Genomic DNA, 15,117 nt, shown 5'->3' on the forward strand with positions numbered 1-15,117 from the left:
GCTGTCAGAAGGCTGCGTTGAAGATGACTCCGGCGAGCGCCCCGCCGATCAGCGGTCCCACCACCGGGATCCACGCGTAACTCCAGTCCGAGGTGCCCTTGTTCGGGATCGGGAGCAGCGAGTGGACGATGCGCGGGCCCAGGTCGCGGGCCGGGTTGATGGCGTACCCGGTGGGACCGCCCAGCGACAGACCGATGCCGACCACCAGGAAGGACACGACCAGCACCGCCGTGCCGGACGTACCGAGTCCCTTGGTGAGCCCGAAGGCCAGGATCGGCAGGACCAGCGCGATCGTCGCGATGATCTCTGTCATCAGGTTCGCGACGACATTGCGGATCGTGGGCGTGGTGGAGAAGATCCCGAGCGTGGGCTGGGCCATCTCCTCCTCGGCGTTGGCCTGGAACTGCGCGTAGTAGACCAGCCAGCACAGCACCGCGCCGAGCATGGCGCCGACCATCTGGCCCGCGATGTAGAACGGGACCTTGTCCCACTTCCCGGTGTCGATGGCGATGCCGATCGTGACGGCCGGATTGAGCTGCCCGCCGGACAGCGGTGCGGCGGTGTACGCCCCGGCCATCACGCCGAAGCCCCAGCCGAACGCGATGACGATCCAGCCGCCGTCCTTGGCCTTCGAGTAGTTGAGTACGACGGCGGCGACCACGCCGGCGCCGAACAGGATCAGTATCGCGGTGCCGATGACCTCACCGAGGAATATGTCTCCATTGCTCATGGCGGCTCCTAGGCCCTCGCCCGGGACGGTCGGCCCCGGTCCTCCGTGCAGGGTGCGGTTCCCTTGGCGACTTCAGCCGAAGGCGGGGAGGGTCCCGAGCCCCGCCCGGCGTCCGTGACGAGCGTGCCGTCGCAGCCGAATCGCCCGTGGGAGTGGGCCTGAGCGCAGGCGGAGCCCGCGCGGCGCAGTGCCTGGTACGCCGAGAATGTACGGCGATGTCGACCGACACCGGGAAGTGTTCACCGGTGCCTGTGGAGCGTCAAGGTCGCGGACGGCAACGGTGACACCTGTCCTGACGGCCCCTGGAGCCCCGCAGGAGGCCGCCGGGCCGCGCTCAGCGCCCGGGGGACTCCACGGCCGTGCGGGGGGCCTGTGCGGGCGTCACATGCGATCCGCGGAGGATCTCGTACTCGCCCCGCTCCGCCCGGCCCAGCACCCAACTCGTGCCGTCCAGCGCCTTCGCGGCCTTCTTCAGCGGCGCCAGACACGTGGCCGCCTGCCGGTGGTCGGTCACACTGCCCGGCACACACAGGACGGTGGCGAGGGACAGCGTCACGGCCCTGCCGCCCGCCTCCCATGGCACGTCGAGCACGGCGGCGGCCAGCGGATCCAGCCCCTCCGGATCGGTCAGCACCAGGAAGTCGTCCCCGCCGATGTGCCCCACACGCGTGTGCCCGGTCACCGCGAGCTGGAGCGCGCGTCCGACCGAGCGGATCAGTTCGTCGCCCGCCGCGAAACCGGCCCCGTCGTTGACCCGCTTGAAGTGGTCGACATCCAGCCAACTCAGCGCGAACGTCCCCCCGTCCGCGATCCGCCGGTCCACCTCACCGGTGATCGCGTCCGAACCGGGCAGCCTGGTCAGCGGATTGAGCCCCGCCGCTTCCTCCACCCGCGTCTCTGCCAATGTCCGCACCAGATCGGCGAGTCGTACGACGCCGACACACCGCCCGTACCGGTCGACCACCGCCACATCGTCCGACGTACGGTCCCGGTCGCCGACCGCGACCACGTCCAGGACCTCCCAGGCGGTCGCGTCGACGCCCACGGTTCGCGGTACGTCCCCGAGCCTGGCCGCGGGCCGGTCGGCGTACAGGGCGTGGCCGTAGCGCCCCGACATCGACAGCAGGAAGCGCGACCGGTGCACCGAGCGGACCGGCACCCCGTCCCGGTCCACGAGGACCACCCCGGACACGTCCGGCGAGCCGGTCAGCAGCGCCCGTACCTGACCGGCGGACGCGGTGTCGGGCAGCAGCGCGGCCGGCCGTACGAACTCCCGCACCCAGGGTCCCGACGGCGGTGTCGTCGCGAGACCGGGGGCGCGGGGCGGAACGTATACGTCCGCCGCGGGGATCCGCGTCGGCGGCGCGAACAGCTCACCCTGCGCCAACTGCGCCCCGGCCGACCGCGCGGTCGCGCACTGCGTCTCGGTCTCGACGCCCTCCACGGACAGCAGGGCGCCCAACTGCTCGCACAGGGTCCGCATCGCCCGCACCGCGGCCGGTCGCTCCAGCAGCGACGCGTCGAGCTTCACCAGGTCGGGCGCGAGGTCCGTGAGCAGCCGCAGGGGTACGTCACCGTCGCCGACGCCGTCCGCGCAGATCCTGAATCCCTGGCCGCGCAGCTCGGACACCGCCTCCAGGAGCGCCCGTTGGGGCACGTGCGTGTACGGCGGGACGATGTCGATCGTGACTTCCCACGGGAGCCGGCCCGCCTCGCGCACCGCGCTGTGCAGCGGGGTGAGCCCGCCGAGGTCGGCGAGGGTGCCGGCGAACACGTTGATGTGCAGCGGCAGCAGCGTCTCCTTGCGTGCGGCGGCGCGGACCGCCAACACGGCCAGCCTGCCGTCGAGTTCGGGGTCGCGGCGGGCCTCGGCCAGGATGTCCCCGGTCTCCGGGCGGACGAGGATCTCCATGCCCGCGACCCCGCCGGTGGTCAGATTGACCACCGGCTGGAAGGCGAAGCGGAGAGTGTCCGTCGAGGAGCGCACGGCAGCATGATGACGTCACCGGCGTACGCCCAGGCCCAGTTCATAAGACGTTCACGCAGCCTTGCGGGCCGATCACACCGTGTGCGCGGCGTGCCGTCGGTCACCGCACGGCGAGCACCGCCGACCCGTGCCCGAACAGCCCCTGGTTCGCGGTGAGCCCCACCCGCGCGCCCGCGACCTGCCGGTCACCCGCGTCGCCTCTCAACTGCCAGGTCAACTCGCAGACCTGGGCGATGGCCTGCGCCGGAACCGCCTCCCCGAAGGAGGCCAGTCCACCGCTCGCGTTCACGGGTATGCGCCCGCCCAGGGCCGTCGCGCCCTCCCGGAGCAGCTTGGCGCCCTCGCCCTCGCCGCACAGCCTCAGGTCCTCGTACCACTGCAACTCCAGGGCGGTGGACAGGTCGTAGACCTCGGCCAGGGAGAGCTCTTCGGGGCCGACGCCCGCCTCCTCGTAGGCCGCGCGCGCGATCGATGCCCGGAACGTCTCGTCCGGGGGTGTCACCGTCGCCGCGGAGTCCGTGGCGATGTCCGGGAGGTCCAGCACCGTGTTGGGATAGCGCGGCGTCACCGTGGACACCGCGCGGATCCGCACCGGGTCCGCCGCCCCGCGCCGGCGCGCGAACTCCATGCTGGACAGCACCAGGGCGGCCCCGCCGTCCGAGGTGGCGCAGATGTCCAGCAGTCGCAGCGGATCGGCGACCACCGCGGAGGCGGCGACCTCCTCGGCGGAGACCCGCTTGCGGTAGCGCGCGTACGGATTCAGCGCCCCCAGGGCGGCGTTCTTCACCTTGACCTGGGCGAAGTCCTCCGGAGTGTCCCCGTAGAGGGCCATCCGCCGCCGCGCGTACAGCCCGAAGTACGTCGGATTCGTCGCCCCGAGGACCCGGAAGCGCAGCCAGTCCGGATCGTCGTGCCGCTCGCCGCCGGCCGGCCGGAAGAACCCCTTGGGGGCGGCATCGGCGCCCACGACCAGCACCACGTCCGCGAGCCCCGAAAGGATCTGCGCCCGCGCCGCGTTGACGGCCTGCGCCCCGGACGCGCACGCCGCGTACACGCTCGCCACCCGGGCGCCCTGCCAGCCCAGCGCCTTCGCGAACGTCGCGCCCGCCACATACCCGGGATATCCGCCACGCACCGTGTCCGCGCCGACGATCGAGCCGATGTCCCGCCACTCCAGCCCGGCGTCGGCGAGCGCCGCCCGGGCCGCCGCCGTCCCGTACTCGACGAAGCCCCGCCCCCACTTGCCCCAGGGGTGCATGCCCGCGCCGAGCACCGCCACGTCCGCCGTCATGCCGTCACCCCCGTGGGCCGCCAGTGCCAGGTCGTCCAGGTCGTCTCCGTGTCCTCGCCGAGCACACCGGGGACGACCTCCACCTCCATGCCCACCGTCAGATCGGCGACGGTGATCCCGGGAACGGCCTGTCCCAGCACCACGATCCGCTCGGACTCCAGCTCCACAGCGATCAACGCGTACGGTTCCCACGGAAGTTCCGGATCGCTCACATACGGTGACGGTGGCCGGTACCGGCTGTCCGTGTAGGACCAGACCCGGCCGCGCCGCGACAGCGGGAGCTCGGCCAACTCGCCGCCCCCGCAGGCCGGATTGCGGCAGTGGCCGTCCTCACGCGGGAAGAAGACCGAGGCGCACGCGGAACAGCGCGTGCCGAGCAACCGGAAGTCGTCCCCGTCCCCGGTGAACCAATCGGTGACCACAGGTGTGCGTGTCCGTGACAACGTCCCTCCACAGCACTGGATCTGACGGAACGTCAGAAGTGTGCCACGGGCAACGGAAAATGAGCAGGGCGTTTCGGTGAACCATCGAGCCACTTACGGCGTCGTGATACCGGGAGGGACGGCCGGGGCCCACGGGGGTGGTTCCGGCCGTTTCCCGTTCATGCGCGCGGCCCCCGGAAAGACGCCCTCCGCTTGATCGGATACAGTCCGCCGAGTGTCCGAAACTCAAGCCTCCGTCCCCAACTCCGGGCCGAACTCCCACTGTTCGAGCTGCGGATCGCCCTACGGAGAGGGCGTCTCCGGCTGGCCCCGCACCTGCCCTGCCTGCGGCACCGTCGCGTACCGCAACCCGCTGCCCGTAGCCGTCGCACTCCAGCCCGTGTACGACACGAAGGGCACCGCCCTGGTCGTCATCACCCGAACCGTCGCCCCCGCGCGCGGAGGCGTCGCCCTGCCGGGCGGTTACGTCGACGACCGCGAGGACTGGCGACAGGCCCTCGTCCGCGAACTCAGGGAGGAGACGGGCATCGACGCCGCGACCCGCGACGTACGGCTCGTCGACGCCATCAGCTCGCCCGACGGGCACCTCCTGCTCTTCGGCGTCCTCCCCGAGCGCCCGGTCGAGGGACTCCCCAAGTCCGTCGCCACCGACGAGACAGAGGGCTGGCACCTCCTGCGCCGGCCCGAGGAGCTGGCCTTCCCGCTGCACTCCGTGGCCGTCAAGGCCTGGTTCGAGGGCCGGTACATCTGAGGTCAGCCCTCACCCAGCCCTCGCAACCGCACCGGGTAGGGCGGCGCGCTCACGCCGTCCTCCAACTCCCGCTCCACGACCACCCGCCGGCCCTCCCAGCGGGCGACGTACCGCTCGATCTCCGGTTCGTCCCAGCCGTCGCCCGCGTCCGGCACCACCAGCCCGCCCCCGGTCCGCCCCCGGGCGGGCGCCCACACCTCCAGCTCAAGCCCGCCGTCCGCGCCCCGCACCGGCAGCACGGCACCCGCGCGCGCGAGCACCGGAATCCGCGACAGCGGGGCGTCGACCAGAATCTGGGCCGGCCCCTCATAGGCCTGCTCCGTCTCCGTGTCGTACCAGCGCCCCCGCGGCAACTGCACCGCACGCCGGTCCGACCCAGGGTCGAGAACCGGCGCCACCAGGAGACAGTCACCGAGCAGGAAGGCGTCCTCGCGGTCCCGTAGCGCGCGATCCTCCGGCGCACCCCACCACAGGGGCCGCACATAGGGCGCCCCGGTCCGCCGCGCCAGATGCGCCAGCGTCATGAAGTACGGCAGCAGCCGTCGCCGTTCGACGAGCGCCACGCGCGCGTGCTCCAGCACATCGGCACCGAACTCCCAGGGCTCCCGACGCCCCGCCCGCAGACTCGCGTGCGTACGGAACAGCGGCAGATACGCGCCGAGTTGGAACCAGCGCAGATACAGCTCGGGCGAGGGACTCCCCTCGAAGCCGCCCACGTCCGGACCCGAGTACGGCACCCCGCACAGCCCGAGCCCCATGACCAGCGACAGCGAGGCCCGCAGCCCCGGCCAGCCGGTGGCCACATCGCCGGACCAGGTGCCCCCGTAGGTCTGTATCCCGGCCCACCCGGAGCGTGAGAAGAGGAACGGCCGCTCCTGGGGGGCCAGTTCACGCAACGCCTCGTAGGCCGCCCTGGCCATGCACAGCGCGTACACGTTGTGCGCCTCGCGATGGTCGCCGCCACGCCCCTCCAGGTCGTGCCGGGCCGAACGGGGCAGGGTCGACTCCCCGAAGGCGGTGAACGACGTGGGCTCGTTCATGGCGTGCCAGAACCCCGCGAACCCCTGCGCGAGCCGCTCCTTGTAGAGCGAGCCCCACCAGTCACGCACACGCGCGTGCGTGAAGTCCGGGAAAACGGCCTCCCCGGGCCATACGACTCCCCGCACCAGCCGCCCCGAGGCGTCCCGTACGAAGGCGTCCTCGGCCGTCCCGCTGTCGTAGACGGCGTTTCCGGGCTCGGCCTTCACAGCGGGGTCGACGATCGACACCAGGCGGATGCCGTCGCGGCGCAACTCCTCGGCGAGCACCGGCAGTTCGGGGAAGTGCTCGTGGTCGACGGTGAACACCTGGTGCTCGTCGTAGTGGTCTATGTCCAGGTGGACGGCGTCCAGCGGCAGACCGCGCTCCTGGTAGCCGGCGACGATCCGCCGTATCTCCTGCTCGCTGCCGAAACCCCACCGCGCGTGATGGTGACCCAACGCCCACGCCGGCGGCAGCGCGGGAGCGCCGGTGAGCGAGACCCAGGCGTGCAGCACGCGCGCGGGGGTGCCGACCATGACCCAGCAGCGCAGCGGACCGCCGTCCATCCGCAGCTCGGACGCCCCGGCCCGGTCGTGCCCGGAACCGGCGCCCTCCTCGCCCTCCCGCAGCGTCACCGTGCCGTCCCAGGAGGTGTCGTGGAACACCAGATGCGTGGCCGCGTCGGCGACCACCAACTGCACCGGCATGGTCACGTACAGCGGATCGTCACCCGGCGCGAAGGCATGCCCGGGGTCGGTGTTCCACAGCCGGTACGTCCCGTCGCGCAGCCGGGGGCCCGAAGCGCGCCCGCCGAGCCCGAAGAACCGGGCGTCCGCCGCCACCTCCGAGCGCTGCATCCAGCGTGCCGTGCCCCCGCCCACCGGTTCCCACCAGCGCGGCGGCAGATCCCGGCGCAGCGTCACACCTCCGGGCGTACGCACTTCGACCGCGCCGTGCCGCGACACAACGACCGTCACCCGCTCCGCCACGACCCGCCAGCCGCCGTCCTTGTCCGGCTCCAGGACCGCCCGGGGATCCGGCTCCGGGCAACGCCCGCCGAGCGCGTACGACGGCTCAGGACCGGCCCCGTCCCAGCCCCAGAAGACGGCTCCGTTCACGGCGACGGTGATGCGCAGCTCGGAGCGGCTGAACCGGATGATCCCGCCGCCGGGTCCCGGCTCGGCCTCGCGCACCGGTCCGGGGACCCGAGCCCGCTCGGCCCCGCGCGCGGGCAGCCCGGTGGCGTCGGCACGCCTCCTGCGCCACGCCGCCCGTACGGTACGCAAACCCTGCGCCGCCCCCGTCGAACCGACCACCTTCACCGAACGCACCAGGTCACGACCGTCCATGCTGCTCACCCTGCCATTACAAGCCCCGGATAACCGTGTCGTTCAACTGCCGTTCACCCGTGGTGGGACCACATCTTCACGACACGGACTATGTGGAGCGCGCCCTGGTGCAGAAGTCGATCACGTGGCATCGTCCGTGTCAGCCGCGTCACGCGCACACCCCCGCACGTGCGCGACCGACGCACACGACGCGCACAGTCCCGGGAGCCGCCCCATGTCGACCGCGAACCCCCTGCCGCTCTGGCAGCCAGATCCGGAACGCATCGCCCAGGCACAGGTCACCAAATTCCAGTCCTGGGCGGCCGCACACCACGGAGCCCCCTCCGACGGCGGCTACGCGGCACTGCACCGCTGGTCCGTCGACGAGCTGGACACGTTCTGGCAGGCCGTGACCGAGTGGTTCGACGTGCGGTTCTCCACCCCCTACGCGCGCGTGCTCGGCGACCGCTCGATGCCCGGCGCCCACTGGTTCCCCGGAGCGACCCTCAACTACGCCGAACACGCCCTGCGCGCCGCGGCGACCCGCGCGGACGAACCGGCCCTCCTGTACGTCGACGAGACCCATGAGCCGAGCCCGGTCACCTGGTCGCAGCTGCGCCGCCAGGTCGGCTCCCTGGCCGCCGAACTGCGCACCCTCGGCGTACGCCCCGGAGACCGCGTCAGCGGCTACCTCCCCAACATCCCGCAGGCCGTCGTCGCCCTGCTCGCCACGGCCGCCGTGGGCGGCGTCTGGACGTCCTGCGCCCCCGACTTCGGCGCCCGCAGCGTCCTGGACCGCTTCCAACAGGTCGAACCGGTCGTCCTGTTCACCGTCGACGGCTACCGCTACGGCGGCAAGGAGCACGACCGCCGCGACACGGTCGCCGAACTCCGCCGCGAACTCCCCACCCTGCGCGCCGTGGTCCACATCCCCCTCCTGGGAACCGACGCCCCCGAAGGCGCCCTGGAGTGGTCGTCGCTGACCTCGGCCGACGTGGAGCCGGTCTTCGAAGAGGTCCCCTTCGAGCACCCCCTGTGGGTGCTCTACTCCTCGGGCACGACCGGCCTCCCCAAGGCCATCGTCCAGTCCCAGGGCGGCATCCTCGTAGAGCACCTCAAACAACTCGGTCTGCACTGCGACCTGGGCCCCGAGGACCGCTTCTTCTGGTACACGTCCACCGGCTGGATGATGTGGAACTTCCTCGTCTCCGGCCTCCTGACGGGCACGACGATCGTCCTCTACGACGGCAGCCCCGGGTACCCCGACGTCAGCGCCCAGTGGCGCATCGCGGAACGCACCGGGGCGACTCTCTACGGCACCTCGGCCGCGTACGTCATGGCCTGCCGCAAGGCCGGCGTGCACCCGTCCCGCGACTTCGACCTCTCCAAGGTGAAGTGCGTCGCCACCACCGGATCACCCCTGCCGCCGGACGGGTTCCGCTGGCTGCACGACGAGTTCGCAGAGAGCGGGGCCGACCTGTGGATCGCCTCGGTCAGCGGCGGCACGGACGTCTGCTCCTGCTTCGCTGGAGCCGTACCGACCCTCCCCGTGTACATCGGCGAACTCCAGGCCCCCGGCCTCGGCACCGACCTCCAGTCCTGGGACCCGAACGGCGAACCTCTGGTCGACGAGGTCGGCGAACTCGTGGTCACCAACCCCATGCCGTCCATGCCGATCTACTTCTGGAACGATCCCGAAGGAACCCGCTACCACGACAGCTACTTCGACACGTACCCCGGAGTGTGGCGCCACGGCGACTGGATCACCGTCACCTCCCGAGGCTCCGTCGTCATCCACGGCCGCTCCGATTCCACGCTCAACAGGCAAGGCGTGCGCATGGGTTCGGCCGACATCTACGAGGCGGTCGAACGGCTCCCGGAGATCAAGGAATCCCTCGTCATCGGCATCGAACAGCCCGACGGCGGCTACTGGATGCCCCTCTTCGTCCACCTCGCCCCTGGAGCGGTCCTAGACGACGCCCTCCTGGGCCGTATCAAGCAGACGATCCGCGAACAGCTCTCCCCGCGCCACGTACCCGACGAGGTCATCGAGGTGCCCGGCGTCCCGCACACCCTCACCGGGAAGCGCATCGAGGTCCCCGTCAAACGCCTGCTCCAGGGCACCCCGTTGGAGAAGGCGGTCAACCCGGGCTCCATCGACAACCTCGACCTGCTGAGCTTCTACGAGGACCTCGCCCGCAAACGCGCCTGATCGCCCTCCCGTAGAGGACGATCACCCTCCATAGGTGGCCTCGGACTCGCCCTCGCCGAGCACAGCGGCGAAGTCCGAGGCCAGCCGCACCGCGTCGGCCGGTTCGAGCTCGGCGACGGAGATCCGTACACCCGGCTCGGACGCGAGCCGGAACCGCGCCCCCGCGGCGACCCACCAGCCGTACGACCGCAGCCCGTTGACCACAGCGGACTCGTCACGCACGGGCACCCAGAGGTTCATGCCGCTCGCCCCGTGCGCCTCGATTCCCCGCCCGCTCAATTCCTTGCGGAGGGCCTCCCGGCGCAGCACATACGCCTCCTGCGCGCGCGTGACCAACGCGCGCGTGCCGTCGTCCGTCATCAGCCCGTGGACGGTCTCCTGGAGGAGATGACTGACCCAGCCGGACGTCAGCAGCATCCGCCCGTCGTGCCGTGCCAGCGTGACCGGATCACAGGCCGCCGCGGCCCACCGCAGGTCGGTGCCGAGGAACTTGCTCACCGTCCGCACATGCACCCAGCGCGAGAGCCCACCGGACGTCAGCGACCACAAGGGAGCGGCCGCCACGGAGGACGCGTGATCGTTCTCCACGACCAGCACCTCCGGCTCATCCTGAAGTACCTCGACGAGCGCGTCCCGGCGCGCGGCCGAGAAGCAGCCCCCGTACGGATTCTGCGCCCGGGGACTGCACACCACGGCGCGCGCACCCACCCGCAGCGCCGCGTGCAGGGCATCGGGACGCATGCCCTCGTCGTCCACGGCGACAGGCACCATCCGCAGCCCCAACGCCGTGACCAGATCCAGCAGATGGTGATAACCGGGGTCCTCCATGGCCACGGCGTCCCCGGGCCGCAACTCCACGGACAGCAGCCGCCCGATCAGATCCAGCGCCCCGTGCGCGAAGGTCACGTGCTCCACGGGCACACCGTCGGGCCGAAGCCACTCCCGTACGGCCTCCTCCAACCGCGCCAGCCGAGGCGTCGACCGGTGGGACCGCGCACCGGGGGAGAGCCGCGAGGGCGGCACCAGGGCCGGCAGGAACGCAGGATCGGGGTGCCCACCGGCCAAGTCCCGCAAGCCGTCCGGGACTCGGGGCGGCCGCCGCGACGCCACCGCCGGAGCCGGCGCGACCACCGTCCCGCCCCGCCCGCGCGTGACGACGATGCCCCGCTGCCGCAGCTCCTTGTACGCCGTCGCGACAGTCCCCGGACTCACCCCGAGCCCGTCCGCGAGCCGCCGCACCGGAGGCAGCGCGGCACCGGGCCCCAACGCGCCCTCAGCCACACGCCGTTCGACGGACGCGGCAATCCCCTTGGCCGTCGTACCACTGATCCCATATTGTATTGCCACGTCGATAACTATGTATCAATACATAATTCAACGCAAGGGGGAACAGTGGGCAGGACGAGTCGCGCAGCCGTACGGCCGAAACGCATACCCGGAGGACGCGACGGCCGCAGAATGCTCGCGATCGCCCTCGTCGACCGCACCGGCAGCGGCCTGTGGGCCTCCGTGTCCGTCCTGTACTTCACCTACGTCTCGCACCTCTCCGTGGCCCAGGTGGGCACCCTCGCCGCGATCGCCGGGGCCATCGGCATCGCCGGCGCACCCCTGGGAGGGCGCCTCGCCGACCGGTTCCCGCTCACCCGTGTCCTCGTCGCCCTCCAACTCCTGCGCGCCCTGGCCTCGTTCGCCCTGCTCACCACCGACAACTACGTCCTGCTGATCGTCTTCTCGGCCGCCGGCGGCTTCGGGGACCGCGCCGCCAACGTGCTCACCAAGCTCTACGCCACCCGCGTCGCAGGCCCGGACCGCATCCGCTACCAGGCCATCAGCCGAACCGCCGCCAACGCGGGCTGGGCCCTGGGCGGTCTCACCGCCGCGGCCGCCCTCGCCCTCGGCACAACCGCCGCCTACCACTGGCTCCTCCTCGGCGACGCCCTCTCCTTCGTCGCGGTCGCGACCCTCACCGTGGGCTGCGGCGAACCCCTGTCGCCACAGCGCACCGTGGCGACATCGAAGGACGCGCCACCCGCGAGCAGGCCGCCGAACCCCTGGCGCGACCGCACCTACCTCGCGTACGTCGCGACCGAGACCGTCCTCTTCCTCGACGACGCAATCTTCAAGGTCGGCCTGCCACTCTGGATCGCCCACGCCAGCGACGCACCGCACGGCCTGGCACCCCTGCTGATGGTCCTCAACAACGTGATGGTGGTGGCGCTCATCGTCCCCCTGGCCCGCTTCGCCACCACGACAGCGGCCACCCGCAACCTGCTGAGACCGCTCTCCGTCGCCTTCGCCCTGGGCGGCGCCACCCTGGCGCTCTCGGCCACCGGCGGAGCCGCCACGGCGATCGTGCTCCTCACCGCCTCCGCAGTCGCCTTCACCATGGCCGAGATGCTCCACGCCACCATCTCGTGGGAACTCTCCGTCGCCCTCGCACCCGACACCGCCCAGGGCGCCTACCTCGGCGTGCACGGACTCGCCCAGTCCACCCAGCGCAGCATCGGCCCACTCGCGGTCACCGCGGCCATCGCCACCGGCCCGCTCGGCTGGACCGCCTTCGGCGCCGCCATCGCTCTGACCTGCATGATTCAACACCGCCTGGTCCGCGAGCCACTCGCTCGGACGCCGTTGTCAGTGGTGCCGGTTACTGTGAGTGAGCAATGATCGACCGCGCACAGGGGGAAACATGGCGCACACCGACAACCAGACCATGCGACGCGTTCTGCGCCGCGAAATCGCGGGCACCATCGGCCTGTTGACCGACGAGCAGGACTTCAGCGCCATGCGGCGCTATCGCAGCTTCACCTTCGACGACCACACCGCCTACCTCCAGCAGGTGGAGACCCTCCTCAGGAGCCGCGCCCTCCAGGGCACCCACACCAGCGTGGCCCTCTTCGACCCCGAGGAATACGCCGAGTTCTGCGCCGACAGCGGCCTCGACCCCGACACCCCGTCGAACCGCGCCCGCTTCACCGCCGAACTCGCCGCCACCGGCCCCACCCTGCTCTACGAAGGCCAGCCACTGGCCGACCTCCTCCCGGCCCTCGTCGACGAGGGCGTCCGCCAGGCGACCTGGGAGTACGCGACCACACTCCTCGCCCGCCTCGGCGCCTGCGCCTCCTGCGGCGAGGACATCGGCCGCGCCGCCTTCACCCGGGCCTCCGGCCTCCTCGTCCGCATCCTCGACACAGCCCGACCCGGCAACCGACACCTCGTCTGCAGCGTCTCGGGAGCACCGGAAACCATCGTGGCCGTCCTCCACGCCGACCAGGACGAGGACGGCACCACGCACCTGGACGACGCCGAGGCCCTCGAATTCACCACGGTCCTCGCCCTCGGCCTCGCCACCCGAAGCCCCGGCGGCCTCGTCATGCGCACCACCAGCCTCGACACCCCCGACTGCATCTACGGCTGGCGCCTGCGCGGCGACGGCCTGGAAGCCCTGACCGCCGGCGAGGTCTTCGACGCCTACTGCACCGACGTCGAATCCGGCGACCTCATCTCCCCGGAATCAGGCGTCGACTACTGCGTGCCGCCGGACCTCGGAGACCTGGAGCAGCCCCCGGGAGGACACCAGCACTGAACACGCCAGGGGCGCCCCACCCACTGGTGAGGCGCCCCTGGCGCACAACTGGCAGACGGTTTCCCGCCCGACTGTTCCACTATTCCGCCTATTCGCCGGACAGCACAGCCTGAGCCGCCGCGCGGGCCTCCTCGGCGCTGTCCGCAGCGCGCGCGGCCAACGCGGCTCGCTCGCACTGCGCCAGCGTGTACTTCGCCAGCGTCGAGCGCACATAAGGAATCGAAGCCGCACCCATGGAGAGCGAGGTGACCCCAAGACCGGTCAACACACAAGCCAGCAGCGGGTCGGACGCGGCCTCACCGCAGACACCACAGCTCTTGCCCTCGGCCCTCGCCCCCTCGGCGGACATCGCGACCAGGTCGAGCAGCGCGGGCTGCCACGGATCCTGCAGACGGGACACCGCACCCACCTGACGGTCGGCGGCGAAGGTGTACTGCGCGAGGTCGTTGGTCCCCAGCGACAGGAACTCGACCTCCTGCAGAATCGAGCGCGCCCGCAGCGCGGCCGACGGAATCTCCACCATCGCACCGAACTTGGCCCGCAGCCCGGCCTCCCGGCACGCGTCCGCGAACGCCTTCGCGTCCGCACGGTCCGCGACCATCGGCGCCATGACCTCAAGGTAGGCCGGCAACCCCTCGGAGGCCTTCGCGAGCGCCGTCAGCTGGGTACGCAGCACGTCGGGGTGGTCGAGCAGCGACCGCAGACCGCGCACACCCAGAGCCGGGTTCGGCTCGTCGGCCGGCGTCAGGAAGTCCAACGGCTTGTCCGCGCCGGCGTCCAGCACCCGCACGACGACACGCCCCTCGGGGAACGCCTCAAGCACCTGCCGGTAGGCCTCGACCTGCTTCTCCTCGGACGGCGCATTCTTGCTGTCGTCCAGAAAAAGGAACTCGGTACGGAAGAGCCCCACACCCTCGGCCCCCGCCTCCAGCGCGGCCGGTACATCAGCAGGACCGCCGACATTGGCCAGCAGCGGCACCTTGTGCCCATCGGAGGTGGCACCGGGACCCGTAGAAGTGGAGAGAGCGGCCTTGCGCGCGGCGGCCGCGGCCTCCAGCTGCTCCTTCTTCTCATCGCTGGGGTTCACGAAGATCTCGCCGGTACTGCCGTCCACGGCGACCACCGTGCCCTCGGCCAACTCCCCGGCCCCCGGCAGCGCCACCACGGCCGGAACGCCGAGCGCCCGTGCCAGGATCGCGCTGTGACTCGTCGGCCCACCCTCCTCGGTGACGAAACCGAGCACCAGAGTCGGGTCCAACAGCGCCGTATCGGCAGGCGCAAGGTCACGAGCGATAAGGACGTACGGCTCGTCGCTGTCCGGAACACCAGGCATCGGCACCCCGAGCAACCGGGCGACGATACGGTTCCGCACGTCATCAAGGTCGGCCACCCGACCGGCGAGATACTCACCGGCGCCGGCCAGCAGAGCACGGTAGGCGGCGAAGGCGTCATAGACGGCCCGCTCCGCGGTACTGCCGACCGTGATACGACGTTCCACGTCCGTCATCAGCTCGGGGTCCTGGGCCATCATGGCCTGCGCCTCAAGCACTGCCTGGGCTTCGCCCCCCGCCAGATTGCCGCGCGCCATCAGGTCGGCAGCCACAGCGTCCACGGCTTGGCGGGCGCGCCCCTGTTCACGCTCCGCGTCCTCCACCGGAATCTGCTTGGCCGGCGGTTCCAGAACCGCCGTCCCCATGTGCCGAACCTCGCCGATCGCCACACCGTGGCTCACACCGACGCCTCGCAGCGTTGTCTCCATCTCACCCGTC

Annotated in this window: 11 protein-coding genes; 4 read left to right on the top strand and 7 right to left on the bottom strand. The window is 71.4% G+C overall.

The features are described from left to right. Nucleotides 1-4 precede the first annotated feature (4 nt). The 4 genes from OG194_RS39520 to OG194_RS39535 form a co-directional block, all read right to left on the bottom strand. Nucleotides 5-730, bottom strand: coding sequence for an MIP/aquaporin family protein (locus tag OG194_RS39520; protein WP_327405525.1), 726 nt, complete (start codon nt 728-730; stop codon nt 5-7). Nucleotides 731-1,064: 334 nt separating this feature from the next. Continuing rightward, nucleotides 1,065-2,717 (bottom strand): GGDEF domain-containing protein, encoded by a 1,653-nt coding sequence (locus OG194_RS39525; protein WP_327405526.1) that lies wholly within the window; start codon nt 2,715-2,717, stop codon nt 1,065-1,067. A gap of 100 nt (nt 2,718-2,817) precedes the next feature. Next, nucleotides 2,818-4,008 carry a lipid-transfer protein gene (locus OG194_RS39530; protein WP_327405527.1) on the bottom strand — a complete coding sequence of 397 codons (1,191 nt, stop codon included), beginning with the start codon at nt 4,006-4,008 and terminating at the stop codon, nt 2,818-2,820. Next, a complete protein-coding gene (locus OG194_RS39535; protein WP_327407355.1) occupies nt 4,005-4,430 on the bottom strand; it encodes a Zn-ribbon domain-containing OB-fold protein in 426 nt (141 codons plus the stop codon). Before OG194_RS39535 ends, OG194_RS39530 begins: the two co-directional genes overlap by 4 nt. 235 nt (nt 4,431-4,665) lie before the next feature. On the opposite strand from OG194_RS39535, the gene OG194_RS39540 reads away from it, so the two are divergent. Further along, complete coding sequence (locus OG194_RS39540) at nt 4,666-5,202, top strand: NUDIX domain-containing protein (RefSeq protein WP_327405528.1); 537 nt, start codon at nt 4,666-4,668, stop codon at nt 5,200-5,202. Between the two features lie 2 nt (nt 5,203-5,204). Here OG194_RS39540 and OG194_RS39545 read toward each other — a convergent pair whose 3' ends face one another. Next, nucleotides 5,205-7,571 carry a glycoside hydrolase family 31 protein gene (locus tag OG194_RS39545; protein ID WP_327405529.1) on the bottom strand — a complete coding sequence of 789 codons (2,367 nt, stop codon included), beginning with the start codon at nt 7,569-7,571 and terminating at the stop codon, nt 5,205-5,207. A gap of 214 nt (nt 7,572-7,785) precedes the next feature. On the opposite strand from OG194_RS39545, the gene OG194_RS39550 reads away from it, so the two are divergent. Then, the gene (locus tag OG194_RS39550; protein WP_327405530.1) at nt 7,786-9,762 is read left to right on the top strand and encodes an acetoacetate--CoA ligase; all 1,977 of its coding nucleotides are present in this window, start codon (nt 7,786-7,788) and stop codon (nt 9,760-9,762) included. Nucleotides 9,763-9,783: 21 nt separating this feature from the next. Here OG194_RS39550 and OG194_RS39555 read toward each other — a convergent pair whose 3' ends face one another. After that, on the bottom strand, nt 9,784-11,109 hold the full coding sequence (locus tag OG194_RS39555) for an aminotransferase class I/II-fold pyridoxal phosphate-dependent enzyme (protein WP_327405531.1): 1,326 nt from the start codon (nt 11,107-11,109) through the stop codon (nt 9,784-9,786). A gap of 111 nt (nt 11,110-11,220) precedes the next feature. Between OG194_RS39555 and OG194_RS39560 the strand changes: the two genes are divergently transcribed. Next, nucleotides 11,221-12,429, top strand: coding sequence for an MFS transporter (locus tag OG194_RS39560; protein WP_327405532.1), 1,209 nt, complete (start codon nt 11,221-11,223; stop codon nt 12,427-12,429). Nucleotides 12,430-12,451: 22 nt separating this feature from the next. After that, on the top strand, nt 12,452-13,348 hold the full coding sequence (locus OG194_RS39565; protein WP_327405534.1) for a hypothetical protein: 897 nt from the start codon (nt 12,452-12,454) through the stop codon (nt 13,346-13,348). Nucleotides 13,349-13,436: 88 nt separating this feature from the next. On the opposite strand, the gene ptsP is transcribed toward OG194_RS39565, so the two are convergent. Beyond that, nucleotides 13,437-15,107: a phosphoenolpyruvate--protein phosphotransferase gene (ptsP, locus tag OG194_RS39570; protein WP_327405535.1), complete on the bottom strand. Its 1,671-nt coding sequence runs from the start codon at nt 15,105-15,107 to the stop codon at nt 13,437-13,439. Nucleotides 15,108-15,117 lie beyond the last annotated feature (10 nt).

This window comes from Streptomyces sp. NBC_01288 (assembly GCF_035982055.1).
GTDB lineage: Bacteria > Actinomycetota > Actinomycetes > Streptomycetales > Streptomycetaceae > Streptomyces.

What these genes read in the sequence shown, in the direction of transcription:
- OG194_RS39520 (WP_327405525.1), bottom strand. Translation starts at nt 730, where the DNA reads ATGAGCAATGGAGACATATTCCTCGGTGAGGTCATCGGCACCGCGATA.
- OG194_RS39530 (WP_327405527.1), bottom strand. Translation starts at nt 4,008, where the DNA reads ATGACGGCGGACGTGGCGGTGCTCGGCGCGGGCATGCACCCCTGGGGC.
- OG194_RS39545 (WP_327405529.1), bottom strand. Translation starts at nt 7,571, where the DNA reads ATGGACGGTCGTGACCTGGTGCGTTCGGTGAAGGTGGTCGGTTCGACG.
- OG194_RS39550 (WP_327405530.1), top strand. Translation starts at nt 7,786, where the DNA reads ATGTCGACCGCGAACCCCCTGCCGCTCTGGCAGCCAGATCCGGAACGC.
- OG194_RS39560 (WP_327405532.1), top strand. Translation starts at nt 11,221, where the DNA reads ATGCTCGCGATCGCCCTCGTCGACCGCACCGGCAGCGGCCTGTGGGCC.
- OG194_RS39565 (WP_327405534.1), top strand. Translation starts at nt 12,452, where the DNA reads ATGGCGCACACCGACAACCAGACCATGCGACGCGTTCTGCGCCGCGAA.
- ptsP (WP_327405535.1), bottom strand. Translation starts at nt 15,107, where the DNA reads ATGGAGACAACGCTGCGAGGCGTCGGTGTGAGCCACGGTGTGGCGATC.